General features: G+C 60.8%; 23 protein-coding genes. 9 read left to right on the top strand and 14 right to left on the bottom strand.

All coding sequences use genetic code 11. The features are described 5' to 3' along the window. Positions 1-332 precede the first annotated feature (332 nt). Genes rpsQ through rpsJ form a run of 11 tightly spaced genes read right to left on the bottom strand, consistent with a single transcriptional unit; the run spans position 333 to position 5597 of the window. Entirely contained in the window at positions 333-614 is a 282-nt protein-coding gene (rpsQ, locus tag R4P65_RS01855) for a 30S ribosomal protein S17 (RefSeq protein ID WP_003941020.1), read from the bottom strand. After that, positions 611-847 carry a 50S ribosomal protein L29 gene (gene rpmC, locus R4P65_RS01850; RefSeq protein WP_003940734.1) on the bottom strand — a complete coding sequence of 79 codons (237 nt, stop codon included), beginning with the start codon at positions 845-847 and terminating at the stop codon, positions 611-613. The genes rpsQ and rpmC overlap by 4 nt, the downstream gene beginning before the upstream one ends. Next, positions 847-1263 (bottom strand): 50S ribosomal protein L16, encoded by a 417-nt coding sequence (rplP, locus tag R4P65_RS01845; RefSeq protein ID WP_003940899.1) that lies wholly within the window; start codon positions 1261-1263, stop codon positions 847-849. The genes rpmC and rplP overlap by 1 nt, the downstream gene beginning before the upstream one ends. A gap of 3 nt (positions 1264-1266) precedes the next feature. Then, positions 1267-2073, bottom strand: coding sequence for a 30S ribosomal protein S3 (gene rpsC / locus R4P65_RS01840; protein WP_230812248.1), 807 nt, complete (start codon positions 2071-2073; stop codon positions 1267-1269). Further along, positions 2073-2477, bottom strand: coding sequence for a 50S ribosomal protein L22 (rplV, locus tag R4P65_RS01835; protein ID WP_003940717.1), 405 nt, complete (start codon positions 2475-2477; stop codon positions 2073-2075). The genes rpsC and rplV overlap by 1 nt, the downstream gene beginning before the upstream one ends. Further along, positions 2474-2755, bottom strand: a complete 282-nt coding sequence (gene rpsS / locus R4P65_RS01830; protein ID WP_003940820.1) for a 30S ribosomal protein S19 — start codon at positions 2753-2755, stop codon at positions 2474-2476. The genes rplV and rpsS overlap by 4 nt, the downstream gene beginning before the upstream one ends. Positions 2756-2768: 13 nt before the next feature. Then, complete coding sequence (rplB, locus tag R4P65_RS01825) at positions 2769-3605, bottom strand: 50S ribosomal protein L2 (RefSeq protein WP_230812247.1); 837 nt, start codon at positions 3603-3605, stop codon at positions 2769-2771. A 39-nt stretch (positions 3606-3644) separates the two neighbouring features. After that, entirely contained in the window at positions 3645-3950 is a 306-nt protein-coding gene (rplW, locus tag R4P65_RS01820) for a 50S ribosomal protein L23 (protein ID WP_230812246.1), read from the bottom strand. Then, positions 3947-4621 (bottom strand): 50S ribosomal protein L4, encoded by a 675-nt coding sequence (gene rplD, locus R4P65_RS01815; RefSeq protein WP_230812245.1) that lies wholly within the window; start codon positions 4619-4621, stop codon positions 3947-3949. The genes rplW and rplD overlap by 4 nt, the downstream gene beginning before the upstream one ends. Continuing rightward, positions 4618-5274: a 50S ribosomal protein L3 gene (gene rplC / locus R4P65_RS01810; protein WP_003940826.1), complete on the bottom strand. Its 657-nt coding sequence runs from the start codon at positions 5272-5274 to the stop codon at positions 4618-4620. The genes rplD and rplC overlap by 4 nt, the downstream gene beginning before the upstream one ends. A gap of 17 nt (positions 5275-5291) precedes the next feature. Next, the gene (rpsJ, locus tag R4P65_RS01805; protein WP_003938093.1) at positions 5292-5597 is read right to left on the bottom strand and encodes a 30S ribosomal protein S10; all 306 of its coding nucleotides are present in this window, start codon (positions 5595-5597) and stop codon (positions 5292-5294) included. 552 nt (positions 5598-6149) lie between these two features. On the opposite strand from rpsJ, the gene R4P65_RS01800 reads away from it, so the two are divergent. From R4P65_RS01800 to R4P65_RS01780, 5 genes are all read left to right on the top strand, one after another. Next, complete coding sequence (locus R4P65_RS01800) at positions 6150-6626, top strand: hotdog fold domain-containing protein (protein ID WP_230812244.1); 477 nt, start codon at positions 6150-6152, stop codon at positions 6624-6626. A 294-nt stretch (positions 6627-6920) separates the two neighbouring features. After that, the gene (locus tag R4P65_RS01795; protein WP_411742509.1) at positions 6921-7247 is read left to right on the top strand and encodes a chorismate mutase family protein; all 327 of its coding nucleotides are present in this window, start codon (positions 6921-6923) and stop codon (positions 7245-7247) included. Further along, positions 7244-9328 carry an aminodeoxychorismate synthase component I gene (gene pabB, locus R4P65_RS01790; RefSeq protein WP_317825240.1) on the top strand — a complete coding sequence of 695 codons (2085 nt, stop codon included), beginning with the start codon at positions 7244-7246 and terminating at the stop codon, positions 9326-9328. Before R4P65_RS01795 ends, pabB begins: the two co-directional genes overlap by 4 nt. Before the next feature lie 8 nt (positions 9329-9336). Continuing rightward, positions 9337-10236, top strand: coding sequence for a prephenate dehydrogenase dimerization domain-containing protein (locus R4P65_RS01785; protein WP_317825239.1), 900 nt, complete (start codon positions 9337-9339; stop codon positions 10234-10236). A 6-nt stretch (positions 10237-10242) separates the two neighbouring features. Further along, a complete protein-coding gene (locus R4P65_RS01780) occupies positions 10243-11187 on the top strand; it encodes a diiron oxygenase (RefSeq protein ID WP_317825238.1) in 945 nt (314 codons plus the stop codon). 7 nt (positions 11188-11194) lie between these two features. Here R4P65_RS01780 and R4P65_RS01775 read toward each other — a convergent pair whose 3' ends face one another. Then, on the bottom strand, positions 11195-12049 hold the full coding sequence (locus tag R4P65_RS01775) for a glycosyltransferase family 2 protein (RefSeq protein ID WP_317825237.1): 855 nt from the start codon (positions 12047-12049) through the stop codon (positions 11195-11197). A gap of 435 nt (positions 12050-12484) precedes the next feature. Between R4P65_RS01775 and R4P65_RS01770 the strand changes: the two genes are divergently transcribed. The 4 genes from R4P65_RS01770 to R4P65_RS01755 all read left to right on the top strand — a co-directional run bounded on the left by R4P65_RS01770 (position 12485) and on the right by R4P65_RS01755 (position 16369). Beyond that, positions 12485-13465, top strand: coding sequence for an ATP-binding cassette domain-containing protein (locus R4P65_RS01770; protein ID WP_317825236.1), 981 nt, complete (start codon positions 12485-12487; stop codon positions 13463-13465). Further along, positions 13462-14325: an ABC transporter permease gene (locus R4P65_RS01765; RefSeq protein ID WP_230812237.1), complete on the top strand. Its 864-nt coding sequence runs from the start codon at positions 13462-13464 to the stop codon at positions 14323-14325. The genes R4P65_RS01770 and R4P65_RS01765 overlap by 4 nt, the downstream gene beginning before the upstream one ends. After that, complete coding sequence (locus R4P65_RS01760) at positions 14325-15179, top strand: ABC transporter permease (RefSeq protein WP_054188169.1); 855 nt, start codon at positions 14325-14327, stop codon at positions 15177-15179. Before R4P65_RS01765 ends, R4P65_RS01760 begins: the two co-directional genes overlap by 1 nt. A gap of 140 nt (positions 15180-15319) precedes the next feature. Further along, entirely contained in the window at positions 15320-16369 is a 1050-nt protein-coding gene (locus R4P65_RS01755) for an alpha/beta hydrolase family protein (RefSeq protein WP_317825235.1), read from the top strand. A gap of 83 nt (positions 16370-16452) precedes the next feature. Here the strand turns inward: R4P65_RS01755 and R4P65_RS01750 are convergent, their stop codons facing one another. Next, positions 16453-17091, bottom strand: coding sequence for a histidine phosphatase family protein (locus R4P65_RS01750; RefSeq protein ID WP_317825234.1), 639 nt, complete (start codon positions 17089-17091; stop codon positions 16453-16455). After that, complete coding sequence (locus tag R4P65_RS01745) at positions 17088-22946, bottom strand: non-ribosomal peptide synthetase (RefSeq protein ID WP_317825233.1); 5859 nt, start codon at positions 22944-22946, stop codon at positions 17088-17090. The genes R4P65_RS01750 and R4P65_RS01745 overlap by 4 nt, the downstream gene beginning before the upstream one ends. Positions 22947-22950: the final 4 nt, after the last annotated feature.

Below are 22950 nucleotides of genomic sequence, written 5' to 3'. Positions count from 1 at the left end.
CCTGGAATTTCGTGCGCAACGGATTACCGACCCGGTGCGCGCGGTCATTGTTGCCACCTGCGTCGTGTCTGAACTGCAGTCCCACCGACTGACGTCGGGAGACGATCACTGCAAGCACCGTTCGAGCTGCGCACGTGAAGACACACCTCTGCCACAGGCAACCGTTCTATTGTAGGGAAGGGTTCGCCAATTACCAAATCAGCACTGCTCGACGCAACTCGAACCCCTCACCCGGATAAATCTCGGAAAGTCAGAAACGCCGAATGGCCCACTTCCCCAAGGGGAAGCGGGCCATTTGGTGATTCTCGATCAGCTCGAGGATTCGATCAGGCTTACTTGGCCTTTTCGAGGACCTCGACCAGACGCCAGTGCTTCGTCGCGGACAGCGGACGGGTTTCCATCAGCTGAACGCGGTCGCCGACGCCGGCAACGCCGTTCTCGTCGTGCGCCTTCACCTTGGTCGTACGGCGGATGATCTTGCCGTAGAGCTTGTGCTTGACGCGGTCTTCGAGCTCGACCACGATCGTCTTTTCCATCTTGTCGGACACGACGTATCCGACACGGACCTTACGGCTCGCGCGCTCTTCTGTGCTCACTGCTTTTTCCTCACTCATGCCGCGTCACCTGCATCCGGACCCACAGCGAGTCCGAGCTCACGCTCACGCAGGACGGTGTAGATGCGCGCGATCTCGTGACGAACGGTGCGCAGTCGTCGGTTGTTGTCCATCTGGCCGGTGGCCATCTGGAAACGAAGGTTGAAAAGCTCTTCCTTCGACTCACGGAGCCGGGTGACCAGCTCGTCTTCACTGAGCTCGCGGAGCTCTGCTGCTGGGGTTCCAGTAGCCATCAGAACTGCTCCTCTCTGGTCACGATCCGGCACTTGCACGGGAGCTTGTGCATCGCGCGGCGCAGGGCCTCACGAGCAATCTCCTCGTTGGGGTATGTCATCTCGAACAGAACGCGTCCGGGCTTGACGTTGGCAATCCACCACTCGGGCGAACCCTTACCGGAACCCATTCGGGTTTCGGCCGGCTTCTTCGTGAGGGGGCGATCCGGGAAGATGTTGATCCAGATCTTGCCGCCACGCTTGATGTGCCGAGTCATGGCGATACGAGCGGACTCGATCTGCCGGTTGGTGATGTAGGCAGGCTCGAGAGCCTGGATGCCGTAGTCACCGAAGGTCACCTGGGTACCGCCCTTGGCGGCACCCGAACGGCTCGGGTGGTGCTGCTTGCGGTGCTTGACCCGCCGTGGGATCAACATGCGTCAGCCCTCCTGATTCTGTTCAGTTGCGGGAGCATCGGCGGTTGCGGTCGCTGCGCGGCCGGCCTCGGTGCTGGTCGCAGTGGTACCGGTGGCACCGGAACGGCGCGGACGGCTCGGACGCTCACGACGCGGGCGATCCCCGGCCGGTGCGGCCGTGTTGGCGGCGAGCTCACGCTTGCCACCGACGATGTCGCCCTTGTAGATCCAGACCTTGACGCCGATGCGACCGAAGGTGGTCTTGGCCTCGTAGAGGCCGTAGTCGATGTCCGCACGAAGCGTGTGCAGCGGCACACGGCCTTCGCGGTAGAACTCCGACCGGGACATCTCGGCGCCGCCGAGACGACCGGAGCACTGAACGCGGATTCCCTTGACGTTGGGCTGACGCATGGCCGACTGGATGGCCTTGCGCATTGCACGACGGAAGGCAACGCGGTTCGAGAGCTGCTCGGCCACACCCTGTGCGACGAGCTGTGCTTCAGCTTCTGCGTTCTTGACCTCGAGGATGTTCAGCTGAACCTGCTTGCCGGTCATCTTCTCGAGCTCGGAGCGGATGCGATCGGCTTCGGCGCCGCGGCGGCCGATGACGATGCCCGGGCGTGCCGTGTGGATGTCCACGCGAACACGGTCACGGGTGCGCTCGATTTCGACCTTCGCAATTCCTGCGCGCTCCATGCCGGTGGCGAGGAGCTTACGGATCGCGACGTCTTCCTTGACGTACTCCGCGTACTGCTTGTCTGCGTACCAGCGAGACTTCCAGTCGGTGGTGATGCCGAGACGGAAGCCGTGCGGGTTGATTTTCTGGCCCACTACTGAGCACTTCCCTTCCGGCGATTACGGGTCGATGTTCCGGTCTTCGGCAGGCTCTCCACGATCACGGTGATGTGACTGGTGCGCTTGCGAATACGGAACGCACGTCCCTGTGCACGCGGCTGGAACCGCTTGAGGGTCGCGCCCTCGTCCACGAACGCCGTAGCAACGACAAGCGTGCTGGGGTCGAGGTCGAGGTTGTTCTCGGCGTTGGCTGCTGCGGAGGCGATCACCTTGGCGACCGGCTCGCTCGCTGCCTGCGGCGCGAACTTCAGGATGTTCAGGGCGTCTTCAACCGAGCGCCCGCGGACCAGGTCCACAACTCGACGTGCCTTCATCGGCGTAACGCGAACGTGCTTCGCTACAGCCTTGGCAGTCGGGTTGGCGGTTTCGGTGTTGCTCATCGCCTCTTCGCCTTCCGATCATCCTTGATGTGACCCTTGAACGTGCGGGTCGGTGCAAACTCTCCGAGCTTGTGTCCGACCATGGAGTCGGAAACGAACACGGGGACGTGCTTGCGGCCGTCGTGAACTGCAAACGTGTGGCCGATGAAGTCCGGGATGATTGTCGAACGACGGGACCAGGTCTTGATGACCTGCTTGGTTCCCTTTTCGTTCTGTACATCCACCTTCGCGAGGAGGTGGTCATCGACGAACGGGCCCTTCTTAAGGCTGCGTGGCATCCTTCACTCCCTCCTAGCGCTTGTTCTTGCCGGTGCGGCGGCGACGGACGATCATCTTGTCGCTTGCCTTGTTCTTGCGGGTACGGCCTTCAGGCTTACCCCACGGGCTGACCGGGTGGCGTCCACCTGAGGTCTTGCCCTCGCCGCCACCGTGCGGGTGATCGACCGGGTTCATCACGACACCACGAACGGTCGGGCGCTTGCCCTTCCAACGCATACGGCCGGCCTTGCCCCAGTTGATGTTCGACTGCTCGGCGTTGCCGACCTCGCCGACGGATGCGCGGCAGCGCACGTCGACGCGACGGATTTCACCGGAAGGCATACGCAGCGTGGCGTAGTTGCCTTCCTTACCGAGGAGCTGGATGCTGGCGCCTGCGGAACGAGCCATCTTGGCTCCGCCGCCGGGACGCAGTTCCACACCGTGGATGGTGGTACCAGTCGGGATGTTACGCAGCGGCAGGTTGTTGCCCGGCTTGATGTCGGCGCCTGCACCGGACTCGATAGGTGAACCCTGCACCAGACCCTTGGGGGCGATGATGTAGCGCTTCTCACCGTCTGCGTAATGCAGGAGTGCGATGTTTGCTGTGCGGTTGGGGTCGTACTCGATGTGAGCGACCTTTGCCGGGACGCCGTCCTTGTCGTTGCGACGGAAATCGATCAGTCGGTATGCACGCTTGTGTCCGCCACCCTTGTGACGGGTGGTGATACGACCGTGTGCGTTGCGTCCACCGCGACCGTGCAGCGGGCGGACCAGCGACTTCTCGGGGGTCGACCGAGTGATCTCGGCGAAGTCCGAGACGCTCGAGCCACGACGGCCCGGTGTTGTCGGCTTGTACTTACGGATTGCCATGAGTCTTCTCGTCCTCTATGTCTCGTCAAGTCCCGGCGCTTACGCGACCGGTCCTCCGAAGATCTCGATGGGCTTGCTGTCGGCGGACAGGGTCACGAGCGCGCGCTTGGTATCCTTGCGCTTGCCGTAACCGAATCGGGTCCGCTTACGCTTGCCCTGACGGTTGGCGGTGTTGACGCTGGTCACCTTGACGCCGAAGACCTTCTCGACGGCAATCTTGATCTGCGTCTTGTTCGAGTCCGGGTGCACCAGGAAGGTGTAGGTGCCTTCCTCGATCAGTCCGTAGGACTTCTCGGAGATGACCGGCGCCAGCAGGATGTCGCGGGGGTCAGCGATGGTCGTCACTTGGCCTCCTCCTTGTTCTGAGCACTCTCGGCGGGCCCGTGGATGAATGCGTTGAGCGCCTCGACGCTGAACACGACATCATCGGCATTGAGCACGTCGTAGGTGTTGAGCTGGTCGGGTGCGATGGGATGCACGCCTTCCAGGTTCTGCACGCTCTTCCAAGCGGCTACATCCTGGCGACCCACGACGAGCAGCAGCTTCTTGCGATCCGAGATCTCGCCGAGGAACGCGATTGCGCCCTTGGTCGAAGGCGTCTGCCCTGCAACCAATTCGGTGATGACGTGGATGCGCTCGTTGCGTGCGCGGTCAGAGAGGGCTCCGCGCAGGGCGGCTGCCTTCATCTTCTTGGGGGTGCGCTGGCTGTAGTCACGCGGCTGCGGGCCGTGCACGGTTCCGCCACCGACGAACTGAGGTGCGCGAGTCGAGCCCTGGCGTGCGCGGCCGGTGCCCTTCTGGCGGTACGGCTTCTTTCCACCGCCGCGGACTTCGCCGCGGGTCTTGGTGGAGTGGGTTCCCTGACGAGCAGCTGCGAGCTGCGCGACGACAACCTGATGGAGAAGCGCGATGTTGGCCGGAGCGTCGAAGATCTCAGCGGGGAGATCGACGGTGCCGTTGGTCTTGCCGCCGGCGACCTTGACGTCCAGGGTCAACTTGGTCTCGGTGCTGGTCATGCCCGTGCACCACCCTTCACTGCACTCTTGACGATCACGAGGCCGCCCTTGCGGCCGGGGATCGCACCCTTGATCAGCAGCAGGCCGTTCTCGGCGTCCACCTTGTGGACCGAGAGGTTCTGCGTCGTGATGCGGTCGCTACCCATGCGTCCGGACATGCGCATGCCCTTGAACACGCGGCCGGGAGTTGCACAGCCACCGATGGAGCCCGGGCGGCGGTGAACAGCCTGGGTACCGTGCGACGCGCCCTGTCCCTTGAAGCCGTGACGCTTCATGGTTCCGGCGAAGCCCTTGCCCTTGCTGGTTCCGGTGACGTCGACATATGCGCCGTCCTCGAAGACCTCGGCGGTGAGCTCCTGGCCGACCTCGTAGTCGGAGGTGTCCGCAACGCGGAGCTCCACTACGTGGCGACGCGGGGTCACACCAGCCTTGGTGAACTGGCCGGAAGTCGGCTTGTTCACCTTGCGCGGGTCGATGGCGCCGAACGCGAGCTGTACGGCGCTGTAGCCGTCACGCTCTTCGGTACGGATCTGGGTTACGACGTTCGGCCCAGCCTTCACGACGGTGACCGGGACGACCCGGTTGTTCTCGTCGAAGACCTGGGTCATGCCGAGCTTGGTGCCCAGGATTCCCTTGATCTTGGTATCAGTCATTGTTTTTGTCTCCGCCGTCACTGAATGTTCACGTCGACACTGGCCGGAAGGTCGATGCGCATGAGCGCGTCAACCGTCTTCGGCGTCGGGTCGAGAATGTCGATCAGCCGCTTGTGAGTACGCATCTCGAAGTGCTCGCGCGAGTCCTTGTACTTGTGCGGCGAGCGGATGACGCAATATACGTTCTTCTCGGTCGGCAACGGCACAGGTCCAACGACGCGGGCACCCGTACGGGTTACCGTCTCGACGATCTTGCGCGCTGACGCGTCGATCGCCTCGTGGTCGTAGGCCTTGAGCCTGATGCGGATCTTTTGTCCCGCCACGCTTAGTGTCCTTTTCTTGCCGCGTTTCGTAGCCCGCCTGGTCAGGCTCGAGCTACCTCGTCTGCACAGTCCTTGCCTGGACGATGACACGACGAACACTGAAGCGATCGGGACCAAGTCCAAGTTTTTCGGGAGTACCGAATATTCGGATCGAGATCAGGATCTGCTGCCGCTGTTCGTTTGTCATTGTTCTCCGGTACACGCGGTCGGGCGTGTCGCCTTCTCACTCATCCTGCGCCGGACAATCTTTCGATCATCTGGCGTGATGCGTACCGGACGTGTTCGATGTCGAACACAAAGTAGGCACTGCTTCCGTCCTGCATTACTTCTCGTCTTGCATGGTCACAGTCGTTGACCCGATTACCCTGACGGGATCTGCGATCGATCGTCTGTGACGTCTTACCCTTACCCGATCACGGCCGCAAACGACCTTGTCCCGGACAAGGCAACCCGACCAGTATGCCGTACCTGGCCCAATTCCTCAACTCCCCCGAAGCGCCCTTTCCGAGTGAGCTGCGCGACAACAACCTTACTCAGAAGTAAGATAGGTCCATGACTATCTCCAGCCCTACCTATCGCGGATGGCAGAAATTGCCGGACAACGCCCTCGGACATGCAGTTTTCTCGGCGGCGATGTCCATTCGCGTGCCCTATTTCGCCTCCGTTCTCCCCCGAGTGACGAAGTTGGAACCAGGGCTCTGCGAGGTCCGCTCCCCCAAATGGTGGGGCGTGCACAACCACCTCGGCACGTTTCACGCGATCGCAGCTTGCAATCTCGCGGAGGTCGCAATGGGCATGCTGAGCGAAGCGACGGTTCCGAACTCGCACCGCTGGATCCCCAAGTCGATGAAGGTCGACTACCTCGCCAAGGCAGAAACCGGTCTGCGGGCAGTCGCCCGACTCGAGATCTTGCCGGACTTCGCGGCGATCGAGCGCGGAACTGAACTGGTCGTTCCCATCTCGATCTTCGACCGGGACGGCAAGGAGGTAGTCCACGCCGAGATCACCACCTGGATCACCCCCAAATAGGCACTCACGCAGGCGGTCACGAACCCGCCTGCATCGCAAGCTGATTCGCCCACCAACAGGTTTCGCAGAAATTCGGACCGCGGCAGGTTTCGGCGAAAGACGATCGTGGAACACCTCCCCGAACGGCGATGGTCGGTCGGGGTGCCGGTGTCCGGAGGTGATTTACGTTCCGGACACCGCATTTTCGACCTCGCGTCACGCCGAGCACCGGGAGGCCTCGTGGAAGAGTTCTTGACCACAACGAGTTCCGAAGCAGGCGCGGAGACCGCGTCGTATCCGGACAAGGCCGAGGGATTGGACAGCTTCCGGCGCGACCTCGACGCGATCGACGCGTTACTTCTCGAGACGGTGCGGCAGCGGCTGGAACTCTGCCTGCGCATCGGCGAGTGGAAGCGCTCCCGCGAGGTTCCGATGATGCAACCTGGCCGTGTCCGCCTCGTGCAGGAACGGGCACGCGAGTTCGCCCGTCGCCACGACCTCTCCCCTGACTTCTTCAACTCGCTGTACGAGCTGATGATTGCCGAGACCTGTCGACTCGAAGACCTGGTGATCAACGCACCTGTTGAGGAGGAGGACACTGTTCGGGAATCCGTCGGACCGAGATCAGGATCATCGACATGAGTTCCCGCACCCTTCTGGTGGACAATTACGACTCGTTCACCTACAACCTGTTCACCCTGTTGACCGAAGTCAACGGGGTTGTTCCCACCGTGGTCCGCAACGACGCGGACTGGGATTCCCTCGATCTCGCGTCGTACGACAACGTGGTCATCTCCCCCGGTCCCGGCCGGCCCGATCGCGAGCGTGATTTCGGAATCAGCCGCCGTTTCATCGAGGAAGCACCCCTCCCACTTCTCGGTGTGTGTCTCGGTCACCAGGGTCTGTGCGAGTTGTTCGGTGCCGACGTGGTGGTTGCGCCCGTCCCGATGCACGGCCGGATCTCGCTGATCGATCACGACGGTTCAGGCATCTTTGCCGGACTTCCGTCGCCGTTCCGAGCTGTTCGATACCACTCGTTGACCGTCGAGAATCTTCCGAATGCCTTCGTTCGCAACGCGTGGACCTCCGACGGACTGCTCATGGGCGTCCGACACCGGACCAAGCCGATGTGGGGCGTGCAGTTCCATCCGGAGTCCATCAGTACCGAGTTCGGCATCGATCTGCTCGCGAACTTCCGCGATCTGTCTGTCGGACGAACTCTGGATTCGGTGATCCGACACGAACCGGCGCCACAAACGCCCGACTTGCGACCGGCGATCAACTACGACGTCGACGACGTGACCCTCGACTTTGCCGTGGACCCGTCGGCGGCGTTTGCAGCACTGTTCGCCGACGGCCCCAATGCGTTCTGGCTGGACCGCGCGGCAACTGCGGAGCCGAGTGCACGCTTTTCGATTCTGGGCGATTCCGCGGGGCCGCTGGCCGAATTCATCACGTATGACGTCCAAGCCGGGGTGCTGACGGTCAGCCGAAAAGGCTTGCCCGACGAGCACATTCGAGTTCCGTTCTTTGACTACTTGGACGCGCAACTCGCGACGCGCTTCGTACCCTCGCATCCGGAACTCGACTTCAACCTCGGTTACGTGGGCTACCTCGGCTACGAACTGAAAGCGCAGACCGGAGGAAAGCCAGTCCATCCGGCACCCACTCCTGATGCCGCCCTGGTGTTTGCCGATCGTGCCGTCGTCATCGATCACACTGCCGGCCGCACTCACGTTTTGAGGTTGCGTGAGAAAGTCCGCGACGCCGGCCACGACGACTGGCTCGAATCGACCATCGACACCCTGGCGCGGATCGGCGCGGACCTGCCGGAACGCACCCCGGTTCCACTGATCAGCGAGACGGTCTGGACACAGGCTCGACTGCGGCATGATCGCGATCAGTACCTGTCATTGATCGGTACGGCCCTCTCGGAGATACGGGCAGGTGAGTCTTACGAGGTGTGTCTGACCAACATGGCGAGCGTCGACGAGACGATCGACGCGCTGCGGGCGTTCGAGTACCTGCGCTCGATCAATCCGACGCCGTACAGCGCGCTGCTCGACTTCACCGGCATCTCGGTCGTTTCGGCCTCACCTGAGCGGTTCCTACGTGTCGACGCGGACGGCAACGTCGAGTCCAAGCCCATCAAGGGCACTCGCCCGCGTGGCGTAACCCGGGCGCGAGATGCTGCCCTTCGGCAGGACCTGCTCGACAGCGAGAAGGACCGCGCCGAGAACCTTATGATCGTCGACCTCACTCGCAACGACCTCACTAAAGTCTGCGTTCCGGGAAGCGTCCACGTTCCGAGGCTGTTCGCGATCGAGTCGTACTCGTCCGTTCATCAAATGGTGTCGACCGTGCGTGGACATCTGAGTCCGGGATCGTCGGCAGTGGACTGTGTCCGGGCCGCTTTCCCCGGTGGATCGATGACCGGCGCCCCGAAGGTACGGACGATGGAGATCATCGACCGCCTCGAATCCGGCCCGCGCGGGGTCTACTCCGGATCGATCGGGTACTTCGCCCTCGGTGGCGCCGCGGACCTCTCGATCGTGATCCGGTCGCTGGTCTGCACCGAGAGCGGCGTGACCTTCGGAATCGGCGGTGCCATCACCGCGTTGTCCGACCCGGAAGAAGAGTTCGACGAGACCACGGTCAAGGCGTCCACGCTGCTCCGTGCTCTCGATGCGGTGTCCTCTCGAGTTCTCGAGTACGGCGGGTAGAACCCGCCATGTCGGCGGCATCAGGGACTGCGACGGTGGTCGGCGGTCAGGGTGCCGTCGGAGCCATGTTCGTCGAACTGCTTCGCGCCGAAGGCTTGACGGTCACCGTCGTCGACCCAGCCGGCAGCGATCCTGACGGAGATGTGGTCGTCGGAGACATCACGAAACCCAGTAACCGGGTCCTCGCGCACGTGCAGTCCTCGAGCATCATCGTGCTCGCGGTTCCCGAACAGGTCGCTCTAGCCGCACTACCGAGCCTTCGAACATCCGGCGCTCTCGTTGTGGACACGCTGTCGGTCAAATCGCGGATGGACGCAGCAATCGCCGACGCCGGCCGAGAAGGGGAGTTCCTCGGACTCAACCCCATGTTCCGCCCGTCGCTCGGCCCTCGCGGTCGATCCGTAATCGCAGTGCCGTACGTCGACGGTCCGGAAACCAGAAAGTTCCTGGACGTCGTGCGCTCATGGGGAGCGTCGGTCGCGGTGATGGACGCCGATCGTCACGACCGGTTGGCCGCAGCTACCCAGGTTCTGACCCACGCGTCGGTGCTGGCTTTTGGCGTTGCCCTGGCCGAACTCGGAGTTTCCGCGGACGAACTCCTCGCGGTCGCCCCTCCCCCGCATCGGACCTTGCTCGCGCTCCTGGCGCGTGTAGCCGGCGGCGAACCGGAGGTGTACTGGGACGTACAAGCGGGCAATCCGTATGCAGGTGCGACACGAAAAGCACTGTTCGATGCCACCTCACAGGTGGACACGGCGGCCGAGGCCCTCGGCGACTTCACGACTCTGATGAAAACCGCCGAGGCAGCGCTCGACGATCGCTCCGGCGAATTGAACGCGGAGTGCCAGAGCTTGTTCGATCGCATTGCCGAAGGGCACAGAGAGACTGCCGAAGGGCACAGAGAGTAGGGCACGATGAGACCTGGAGTGAGTCCGCCCAGCCTGCCGGATTACGACGCCTCCGATCCTGTCGAGAGTGCGATCGTCAACCGGCTTGCGAGCAATTGGGCACGCCGGGCGACAGTGAAAAAGGCGGAGCCCGAACTCGACGACCTCTTCGACCCCTCGCTGTCCGACTACCCCGAAGCACTTCTCCCCTTCGCGGAGCATCCGAACTACCTGGCATTGCGTCCCGAGCAGAAGCAACGCCTACAGGCCTGGGCATGGATCGCGTTCAACAAGAACGTCATGGACATCGAGAAGTACGTCGTCAATCCCGGGTTCGATGTTCTCGCTGAAGACCGTCTCGGCGTCGGACTCGGGGATTGGGCTACAGTTGCCGTCAATCAGGCGATGGTCGACGAGCAATATCACACGCTCATGCATTTCAACGCCAGTTCAGCGACCCGTCGAGGCAGGGGCTGGGCGCTTCCGTCGAGGGCATTACCCGACGTGTCGACGGTCCGTACCCGCGCGCAAGCCCTGAACGCTGCCGACGGGCCGCGCAAAATCGCGCTCACCGAGTTGGCGTTCATGACCGTCGCCGAGGTGTCGATCACCGCTTACCTCGACCTTATCTCGGACGATCCGGGCGTGCAGTCGACCAACCGCGCGACGATTCGGTTGCACGCCCGCGACGAGTACTGCCATGCCTCGATTGCCGGGGAATTGGCCGTACTGGTCTGGGATTCCCTGGATGGTGGAGATCGCAGCTATCTGCTGAAAGGCTTCGAGAGCGCCATGCGCGCTTTCAGCGGCACCGACTTCGGCGCGTGGCGAGCAATCATGGAAATTGAAGCCGTACCCGGCGGACAGAAGATGCTCGACGATGTCGGATCGGAACCGCGCAACAAACTGTTCGTGCAGGACTACAGCGGTATCGAGAGGTTATACAGAACCTTGAATCTGGACAGGATGTAGCTGACTCTCACGAATCCACGGGCATAGTGCGAGCACCGGAACCTGACAGCAGTTTCCGCCATGACAGCCGATCGGTTTGCCGGTCGTACATCCGGTACGCCGGCCACAACAGAGCATGCAGAATTGACGACTTGAGAATCATCAGACGCAGTCGTGCAGTCATAGCCTGGTGATACTCGAGCGTTGTGACCGAAGCCTTGTTGTATGACAGAAACTCGATGGGTCCAGTCTCTCCCCTTCGGCCGGAGATTTCACTCCGCATGTCCAGGTCGGTGCCGAACTGCATACCTGCCTTCACCAGGCACAGCGACAGATCCACGTCTTCGTGAATGTCGGTGCGATCACTGACCTTGTCGCGGATCGAGCGCCACGACGTCGCCCGAATCGCCATATTCGAACCAGTCAGTGCGTGCGCCGCTTTGATTCCGTGGAAATCGCCACGGGCCTCGGCTTTGTTCACAGCCGCTCGTTGAAGACCTGAAAACGGTGACTCGTAAAACAACGAGAAACCGGTAACAGCATCAAGATCATGAGAAGCGAAGGAACTTCGAACCGCTCGCGCCCATCCTGGTGCGACGCGCGAATCCGCATCGACCCTACCGATGAATTCACCCACTGCGATGTCGAACCCGGCATTACGAGCATGAACAACGCCTTGACGCAGTTCGACAAGATATCGGACTCGAGAATCCCGCTGCTCGAAAGAACGCACGATTTCAGGGGTGCGGTCGGTGGAATTGTTGTCGACAACAATTATCTCGAGTATTTCGTCCCCTTGACGAGAGAGGGACTCCAAACACCCAGCGATGTAATCCTCCTCGTTGTACACGGAAACCACCACTGACAACGTGCCGATATCCATGAGCAGTAGGTTACATCGCCAGAGTGAGTCGACTTGATGATCGAGTCAGGGGTGCCCGTCGATCGAGTACGAACTCGTAGTATTCGACGAGCATTCAGCACGCGCGAATGACGGTTCACGGCTGTCGGCGACCCGAAGTTAGGCCCCGTACCGGGCACTGTGCGATATCGCACAGCCCAGTCGGTCGGCCTGACCTCGGCTTCTCGCCAAGCTGCACATTTGCATCTATCCCCACCGCGCGAAGGCCGGACCGAGGTTGTCCCTCCGGTAACATCCACTGTGCATCCGGAGATAGACGTACAAGGTTCCCCCAACCACTGGGGCCCTTACCAGTCACTCCGGCTCGGGCTACGACTTGCTCGAGAAAGGACACGGCCGAGAAGCCCTGTCCAAGCACAGCTCGGCCCGAACATCCATGCAGACAGCGGAGAATTGATGCCCTTATCGACGGACGCGGCGGTAGTCGTGGAGGACGTTCACAAGTCCTTCAAGGATGTGCACGCATTGCGTGGCATCAACTTCCAAGCTCCCAAGGGCACAGTGCTCGGCATCCTTGGACCCAACGGTGCAGGTAAGACCACCACCGTTAAGGTTCTTTCCACGTTGATTCGGCCTGACCGCGGCGTCGCAATGGTTGCCGGATACGACGTCGCTCGAAACCCAGCCGACGTTCGTCGTTCGATCATGATGACTGGCCAATTCGCCGCACTCGACGACGCCCTCACCGGACGCGAGAACATCGAACTGTTCGCTCGCCTGATGGGCCTCGATCGTGCATCCGCCAGGCAACGAGCCGTGGATCTTCTCGAAGAATTCGATCTCGTGGAAGCTGGGGGGCGAGCCGTTGCGGGCTACTCCGGCGGCATGCGACGACGCATCGACATTGCGTGCGGATTAGTGGTGAGACCAGAAGTCGTATTTCTCGACGAGCCGACGACTGGACTGGACCCTCGCAGTCGCCAGAGCGTGTGGAACCTCGTGCAGACTTTGAAGGAACAAGGCATCACGGTTCTGCTGACCACCCAGTACCTCGAGGAAGCTGACCTCCTCAGCGACAACATCATTGTCATCGACAAAGGATCTGTCGTCGCGGAAGGGACGGCCAACGAATTGAAGGCACGAACCGGCGCGAGCTTCTGCGAAATCGTTCCCGCCGAGGCAAGCTTGCTGGGGCCAGCAGCCAACGCGCTGGGTAATTTGGTTCCACCGGACTTCCGCTTCGATCTCGCAGTGGAGAACGGCCGAATTGCAATTCCCGCACCCCGTGGTTCTGCGACCCTTGCAGAAGCCCTGCGGCGTCTCGATCACGCACGGATACCACTCGCGGACATCGCCCTGCGCAGGCCTTCACTTGACGACGTGTTTCTTTCGTTGACGGGGCAGTCGCGTCCGAGCGAAACAAGCGATGCGACGTGACCACGACGACGAAGTACGCAACTCAAGATCTTGCCTTGAAACAGGTAGGTCAACGGTCCATCACGGTGCCAAATGCAGCTCGCATCGGACGCCATCGTCGTCCGCAGCCGTCCGCGGTCACACAGTGGTGGACCCTCACCGGCCGTACCGTTCGCGCAATGATTCGCCGGCACGAATTGCTCGTGGCAATCGTCGCGCCATTGATCTTCACGGTCGGCTTTTACCTGCCCCTCAGGTTCGTAATGCAGCTGCAGGGAATCAATTACGCACAGTTCTTGATGCCGATCATCGTCTTGCAGGCGATGGCCTTCACTTCGATCTCAGCGGCGCAGATGTCGGCGACCGAACGCATCACTGGCTTCAGCAGTCGGATGCAAACCATGCCGGTCTTCGGCCCGGTTCCACTGTTTTCGCGGATGAGTAGTGGATTCCTCCGGTCCGTCGTCTCACTGACAGCAGCTGTGATCTACGGATACGCGATCGGATTTCGCTTCGTCGGTGGTCTGTCACAGGCTGTGCTCTTCTGCGTGATCGCGTTGACTTTCAGTACGTGTTTGTCGCTCGGTGGTGATGCAATCGGCTCGCTGTCGAAGAGCCCGCAAGCAACCAGTCAGGCATTGACACTTCCCCAATTGATCCTCGGAATGCTCTCGTGTGGATTCGTTCCGGAGAGCGGATTCCCGGAATGGATCCGGCCGTTCGTACGCAATCAGCCCGTATCTCAGTTCTCCTACGCCATGCGAGACCTGGCTGCCGGCACCCTCACGCCGAATACGTTGGTGCCAGTTGCGGCTTGGTCGATCGGTTTGATAGCGGTATGCGGGCCACTCGCATACTGGGCAAGTACGAGGCGAGCGTGATGAGTTCTCTCGAGAAGCGTGAGGAGATACGCAGTGGGAGGGCGCTCGCGTTCCCTCTTCCCAACGCGGCACTACCCGAGAACTCGGCCAGCGCGCTCTGGACCCACAGCCTTATTCAGGCGAAGCGGCTTCTGATCAACTGGGCGCGCGATCCTTCAACGACTGTTCAGGCGCTCGTTTATCCCGCGTTGACCTTGATCATGTTTCGCGTTGTTCTGGGAAATTCCATCACAGCTGCCACCGGGCAGCCGAGTATCTATGGGACTGTCCCGCTCATCATTCTCGTGGGGGCGATGTTCGGTTCGATCGCCAGCGCAGTTGGCTTGCGGGGCGAGCGGAAGAGCGGTCTGCTCGGTCGATTCTGGACGCTGCCCGCACACCGAGCATCGGGCCTGGTGGGCCGAATGATCGCTGAAGCCGTTCGAGTTCTACTGACCACGATCGTCATCATCGGCGTTGGTTATGCCGTCGGCTTCCGGTTCACTCAGGGCCCGCTTGCGGCAGTGGCAATGATACTTCTACCCATCGCATTCGGCATTGGGTTCGCGGTAATGGTCACGGCTCTCGCCACGATGTCGGAAAATGTCCCGCTCGTCGAATTGGTTTCCATTGGGTGCACCTTGTTGATGTTCTTCAACAGTGGTTTTGTCCCGACAATGGCATATCCGGTCTGGCTTCAACCCGTTATTGCCGCGCAACCGATGTCCGTCGCAGTCGACGCTATGCGCGGACTTTCGCTCGGAGGCCCGGTCCTGGTGCCAGTTCTGAAAATGCTTGCCTGGTCAGCGGGAATGATCGCTGTATTTCTATATCCTGCGATTCGGGGTTACCGCCGGGCTGCGGAGACTTCATGACAGACGCATCCAGCGAGTGTGGCCTAATACCAGAATTTGAATATCTAAATACGGTAACAGTCCACAAACAATAACCGACTCAATTCTCTGAATGCGAAAAGGTCGCAATCGACAATGAATCAACCGAAAGGTATGAGGTCTTGACGCGAAATTCCACGACCTGGCGACGCACCGTACAGATCGGTGTATTGGCCGTTGCCGGCTCACTGCTCACAGCCGGTCTCGCGCAGGCCACCCCCGCGCGCGTCGGTGGCGACTCATCCGAGACAGCGTCGACGGGCTCCTACATCAAATCCGTCGAGAAGGTCAATGACCGTCAGCTCGTCGTCAACGTCTATGCGGCGTCGATGGACAAGGACGTTCCGATTCAGGTGATCACCCCGGCCGACAACTCCGAACCTCGCCCGATCGTCTATCTGCTGAACGGTGCCGGCGGCGGAGAAGATGCCGCGACATGGGAACTACAAACTGATGTAGTCGATTTTTTCGCTGACAAGAACGTGAACGTCGCCACGCCTGTCGGTGGGCGTCTCTCCTACTACACCGACTGGGAGAAGGACGACCCCAAGGCCGGACGCAACAAATGGTCGACCTTCCTGGGCAAAGAATTGCCTCCATTGTTGAACGAAGAGCTGGGTAGCAACGGTAAGCAAGCCATCTCGGCAATCTCGATGTCCGGTACGTCGGTACTGAACTTGGCGATCGAGTACCCCGGTTTCTACAGTTCTGTTGCCGCCTACAGTGGCTGCGCACAGACCAGCGATCCCCTCGGACAAGCATTCGTCCGGACGACCACGGAATGGATCGGCGGCGTCGACGACATCACGAATATGTGGGGACCATTGGACGGACCGGGATGGGTCGAACACGATCCGCTCGTCAACGCCGAGAAGCTGCGTGGGACGCCCATCTACATGAGCACCGGAAACGGGCTTCCTGGAATTCCGAACGACACATTCCTCAACCCACGTCTGAGTGATGGTCGCGCATATACGGAGAACCAGATCATCATCGGCGGCCCGATCGAAGCAGCGACCAACCTTTGCACTTCGAACATGGCCAAGCGCCTGTATGAATTGAATATTCCGGCCGTTGTCGACTTCCAGCCGGTCGGGACCCACTCGTGGGGCTACTGGCAGGATCAGCTACACAAATCATGGCCGTTCATCGCCGGTTCGCTCGGAATCTGAGACAACCGCAGGAACATTCTCAACCAGCCAGCCTGTTCTTCTCGATCAAATGCGAGAAGAACAGGCTGGCTTTCCTCTATACCTCAGTCCGTAGGTACATGGCTTGCGGAATAGCTGACATCAACGAGGGCTTCGCCAGAAAAAGTGACTGAAGTGATCGAAGTGTGAGCCACATCGCGTTCATGCTGTCGACGCCACAATGATTCGCTCCTCAACGAACGCCGCAAGGTACAGATGGGCAGCTCGTGACTGAAGCACACGCCCTCCTTGCCCGCGCTCCGACGCCGAGCCGAATCCAGGGCAGCAGACATACGTCTGACCATCGATTTGTAGCTCTCCCCCCACGAAGGCGTCACTGGATTCCACGTTTTGAGCAGCAACCCGACCGACGGCTTCAGTCTCGGGTCTCCCGCTGCGATCCCGTCGAACCTTCCCTCCCACTCCACAAGATCTTTGTTCTTCTCGATGGGTAGATTCAACAAATCGGCCAGCGGAGTGGCAGTTTCAATCGCGCGTTCGAGCGGGCTGGAGAAGATCGAAGAGATTGGACGATCACCGAGAATCTCGGCGACTGCCTTCGCCTGGCGATTGCCCAATTCGGAAAGCGAGTATCCGGGTAGCCGGCCGTAAATTACATTCGACGGATTGAACACCTCTCCGTGACGTACAAAATGCACGACAGTGCGGCATTCGGCCGACCGAGCGACGGTTTCATCAGTCATGACGAGTGCTTCTCCTGCGTACGTAGATACTCGGCGACGATCGGCCCGATCAACTCGAGCTTGTCCGGATGCATCATCGACGTGTGATTGCTGTCGATATCGATGTCGGTGATCTGTCCACCGATCACCGACCTCCATTCGTCTGTCACTGTGAAGTCCATGTCCATGCCCGCAGCTGCCCGGAACATCACCACGTCGCCATCATATTTGCGCGGCTCATACCCAGAGATCAATTCACCACTCGCCGAAGCGAAGTCGTAGAGCGCGCCAATCTGTGCCTCAGTCATGAACGACACCGAGTCCAGCGTTTTACCGATGGCGATGATCTGGCTGCGATCAAGAGAATTGACGTCGACGCCTTCGCCGAGTTCCACTCCCCAACTAGCTGCCATGTCACGGGTGTTCTCCAGAGCTACGTCATCGTCGACCTCCCTCGGATGACGAGGATCGACCATGAACAGAGAGACCTCGAAACCTTGCTCGCGTAGAAGAACTGCACATGCGTGGCCGATGAACCCTCCAACGGAGTGGCCGATTATGTTAAACGGTCCAGTCGGATTCACATCGATCATCTCACGCACGTAGCGGTGCGCTAGCTCGTCTACCGAGGTCGGTAATGCCCACTCCTCTGTCATTACGGGAGTTTGCAGGCCGTAGATCGGTGTATCGGCCTCTAGGTACGGAGCGAAGCCCGAGGCCTTCCATGCCAGACCACTCATTGCATGGATATAGAAGAGCGGTGGCCGCTGTCCTTCGATGCGAACCGGGAAGAGTACGCCGATCGCATGATCGTCCGGTGTCGCCGAACCTGATTCCCTAGCCTTTTCGATCCTGGCAGCGAGTAATTCGGGCGTCGATGCACCGAACAGCATGCGCACCGGAACATCCAAATCGAGTGCGCTGCTCAAGTTGGCGGTCAATCTCATCGCGATGAGGGAGTTGCCACCCAACTCGAAGAAATCATCATCCAACCCCACCCGATCAACACCCAACACACCCACAAACGCCGACGCCACCACCAACTCCACCGACGACACCGGAGCCCGAAACACCCGAGCCTCGAACACCGGCTCCGGCAACAACGCCCGATCCAACTTCCCCGACGAATTAAGAGGAAACGCATCCAACACCACCACAGCAGCCGGAACCATATAACCCGGAACCCGCTCCCCCACAAACCCCCGCAACACCGACACATCCACAACCGACCCCACAGCCGGCACCACATACCCCACCAACTGATCACCCATCACCGACCCACGCACCACCACCGCAGCCGACAACACCGACGAATGCGACACCAACGCCGCCTCGATCTCCCCCAACTCAATCCGCTGACCACGAAACTTCACCTGAAAATCAGTACGACCGATGTACTCCAGATCCCCCACAGACGACCACCTCACAAGGTCACCCGTCCGATACATCCGCTCACCCGAACCGAACGGCGACGCCACAAACCGATCCGCACTCAAATCCGGACGACCCACATACCCCCGAGCCAACTGCACACCCGACAAATACAACTCACCCGCAACACCCACCGCAACCGGCCGAAGACGCGAATCCAACACAAACACCCGGCAATTCCACTCCGGCACACCAATCGAGACCACCGACCCCGACCCAGCAGCCGTCACATCCGCAAACGTAAACGACACCGCCGCCTCAGTCGGACCATACAAATTATGCAACCGCGCCGACGACACCAACCCGAACTCACGCACCGCCTCCACCGGCAACGCCTCACCAATAACCAACACATCACGCAACGAACCCAACAACCCCGGATCCACCAACGACGAAAACGTCGACAACATCGTCGGAACAAAATCCGTCACCGACACACCCTGATCATCAATCACCGACGCCAAATACCCCGGATCCCGATGACCATCAACCGACGCCAACACCAACACCGCACCCACCCGCAACGGCATGAAAAAACCCCACAACGACACATCGAACGTCGTCGCCGTCTTCTGCAAATACACATCAGACGACGTCAAGCGATACTCGCCCTGCATGAACTCCAACTGATTCACAATCGCCGCATGCGAAACCGCCACACCCTTCGGCCGACCCGTCGACCCCGACGTGAAAATCACATACGCCGTATTCGACGCCCGCAACGGCGACAACCGATCCACATCAGAAACCCGCGCACCCGAAAAACCAGACACATCAACAACATCCACACACACAACCCGACGACCCGACACCGTGAAACCATCACGCTCCGTCGACACCACACACACCGGATCAGCCGAATCCAACACATACTCATTACGCGAGGACGGCGCATCAGGATCCAACGGCACCCACGCCCCACCCGCACGCACAATCGCATACAAACCAACCAACAAATCAACCGACCGCCGAACAGCCAACCCCACCAACGACTCCGGCCCAACACCCAAACCAATCAAATAACGCGCAAACCTATTAACCCTCTCATCGAACTCCCCATACGAAAGCACCACATCCCCACACACCACCGCACGCGAACCCGAACAAACCCCCACCACCGAATCAAAACCATCCAACAACAACCCACCCACAACCGGACGAGACGTGTCATTCCACGACTCGAGCACCAAAGCACGCTCAGACACAGTCATGACCTCGACGTCACCGACCGCAGAACCGGGATCTGCGACCATCGCGCGCAGTATGCGGACAAACCGATCAGTGAAGGCGGACACGGTCGAGGCATCGAACAGATCCGTGGCGTAGAGCCAGGACAGCGCGATCCCCGCAGCATCCCCCGACTCGTTTTCCCGTGGAGCTGCGGTCAATTGCAGATCGAACTTCGCGATGTCGACGCCCGCGTCGAATCCGGAGACACGCAGTCCGGGCAATTCCAGTGCGTCGTCGGCCATGTTCTGGAAGAACAGCGCAACTTGGAACAACGGGTGGTGCGCTTGGGATCGTGCCGGGTCGAGCACTTCGACAAGCCGCTCGAATGGCACGTCGGCGTTGGCAAAAGCCCCCAGATCGATGTCACGCACATGGTCGAACAAATCGGAGAAGCTTGCTCCTGGATTCACGGCCGTGCGCAACACCAGGGTGTTTACGAACATGCCGATCAGATCGTCGAGTTCGGGTTCCCCTCGTCCAGAGATTGGTGAACCGATCGCCACGTCACCGCTGCCGCTCGACCTTGCCAACAGGACCGCCAGCGCCGCATGGACGACCATGAACAGTGACACGTTGTGGTCAAGTGCGAGTTGCTCGAGGGCACTGTGCAATTCAGCGTCCACGTCCGAACGGTGGACGCCGCCTCTGGTGGAGAGAATTGGGGGTCGTGGACGGTCGGCCGGGAGTTCGATCTTCTCCGGCAGGTCTTGCAAAGTCGTCTTCCAGTACGCGAGCTGCTCGGACATCAACGATGTCGGATCGGAATCCACGCCGAGAACCTCACGCTGCCACATCGCGAAGTCTGCGTACTGCACCGGCAGCGGTGTCCACTCCGGACTCCGGCCGTCCACACGCGCAAGGTAGGCGAACGCAACGTCCCGAACCAACGGCGCTACGGAAACGCCGTCCGCGGAAATGTGGTGAACGACCATCGCCAGGACGTACTCGGACGGATCCGTCTGGAAGAGCTTGACCCGCAACGGAACTGCCGAGCTGACGTCGAATCCGGCGGTGACGAGCGTCAACAGTTCGCCGAGAAGTGCCGAATCGGCCAACGGAACGGGATCGAGGTCGATGTCTGCGTTCGATTCCGGCAGAATCTGCTGATAGCCCACACCGTCGATTCCTGGGTAGACAGTACGAAGGACTTCGTGCCGAGCTAGGACGTCACCGACCGCTGAGGCGAGCGCATTCGTGTCAAGCTCACCACTCAGGCGGAGGACGATCGGAATGTTGTTGACAGCAGATTCAGAATCGAACTGGCTCAGGAACCACATCCGTTGCTGCGCCAGCGACAACGGCACATGTTCCGGACGAATCACCGGCGCAAGCTGTACTCTGACAGACCCCTCCGCCTCGGCTTCGATTCGGGCAGCCAATGTTTCGACCGTCGATACCTCGAAGAGGGTTTTCACCTGAATGCGTGTCCCGAACGCAGCTCCGAGACGTCCAGCCAGCCTTGCTGCAACAAGTGAGTTGCCGCCGAGCTCGAAGAAGTCGTCTTCGGCACCGACCCTCTCGACTCCGAGCAGGTCGGCGAAGGCCGCTGCCACGAGTACCTGTGCAGGCGTTGATGGTTCGCGGTACGTACGCGAGATGAAGATCGGCTCGGGAAGGCTGTCGGTGTCCAACTTACCCACTGGGGTGAGAGGAATCCGGTCGATGACCATGATCGATGCAGGCACCATGTGCCGCGGAAGAACGGCCCGAGCGCTGGCGGTCAACGACTCTGGGTCCAGGTCGACGTCGGCATTCGCCATGACATACGACACCAGCGCGGCGTCACCTGAGGAACCGGTGATCGCGACGGTGGCGACGAAGTCGACTCCGGGTTGGGCGGCAAGGACGGCATCGATCTCGCCCAGTTCGATCCGGAAGCCGCGAATCTTGACCTGTGAGTCCCCCCGCCCGAGATATTCGAGGTCGCGCTCACCACCGGTCTGATCGGTGGCTCCGCCATCGCCGCCGGTGCGGATCCACCGCACGGTATCGCCGGTCCGGTAGAGCCGCTCCCCGGCGCCGCCGAACGGATTGGCGACAAAACTTGCCGCAGTAGTTGCGGACAGGCCGTTGTACCCGCGGGCAAGGTGGGTGCCCGACAGGTAGAGTTCGCCGGCGGTTCCGGTGGCGACCGGCTGAAGTCGAGAATCGAGGACGAACACGCCGACACCACGGACGGGACCACCGATCGTCACGGGACGATCGACGGTCAACTCGGCGATGTTGCTGGCGACGGTGGCTTCCGTGGGTCCGTATGCGTTGAAGAACCGTCGGCCGGGTGCCCAGGTGGACAGCAGCGCGGGTGAACACGCTTCACCGCCGACGACCACCACGGCGAGATTGTCGAACTGGTGGGCGCCGTCAAGGGAAATCGAACCCAGCGCTGCCGGGGTCACAAACGCGTGCGTGATCTTTTCCGACACCAGGAGTTCCGCGAGTTCGTCACCGCCGAACATATCCGGACGCGCGATCACCATCGTCGAGCCTGCACCGACGGCGAGCAGCAGTTCGAGCACGGAAGCGTCGAAACTCGGCGAAGCAAAATGCAGTGTCCGCGACGTAGAGGTGAGCGCATACCGTTCGACCTGTTCCGCGCACAGGTCTGCAAGCCCGGCGTGGGTGACGACGACGCCCTTGGGCCGTCCTGTCGACCCCGAGGTGTAGATCACGTATGCCGGATGATCTACGCGAAGGGTTCGGACGCGTTCGGTATACGAGACCGGATCCGGGGAGATACCGGCCAACTCGGCCGTCAACACAGCGCCGTCCACTTCCAGCCAGTGGACGCTGCGGGGACGGTCGATAGCGTACGCGGCCGTGGTCAGCCCTATCGAGGCTGCAGAATCGGTGATCATGTGTTCGACGCGGTCGGCAGGATAGCTGGGATCGACCGGCACGAAAGCTGCGCCAGTCTTGGCCACCGCCCACACCGCACAGACCGACTCGACGGAGCGGGGAATCGACACCGCCACCCGGTCCTCCGGCCCGATTCCGCGGCTGATGAGCAACCGAGCCAGACGTGAGGACAGCGCGTCCACTTCGGCGTAAGTGAGGGTTTGACCTCCGAATGTGATCGCCGGTGCTGCTGGGTTGACGTCCACTGCAGCTGCGAGTGACTGAGGCAGCAATGGCACCCGCGCGCGCCTGGTGCGTGCCGGTCGTTCGTTCCGGCCGGCGCGAGATGTCTTCCGCCGGGTCGCGTCGTCAGTACTCATACGA

It is taken from the genome of Rhodococcus sp. IEGM 1318 (assembly GCF_033142465.1).
GTDB lineage: Bacteria > Actinomycetota > Actinomycetes > Mycobacteriales > Mycobacteriaceae > Rhodococcus_F > Rhodococcus_F qingshengii_B.
This window is presented reverse-complemented; position numbering and strand designations above follow the sequence as displayed.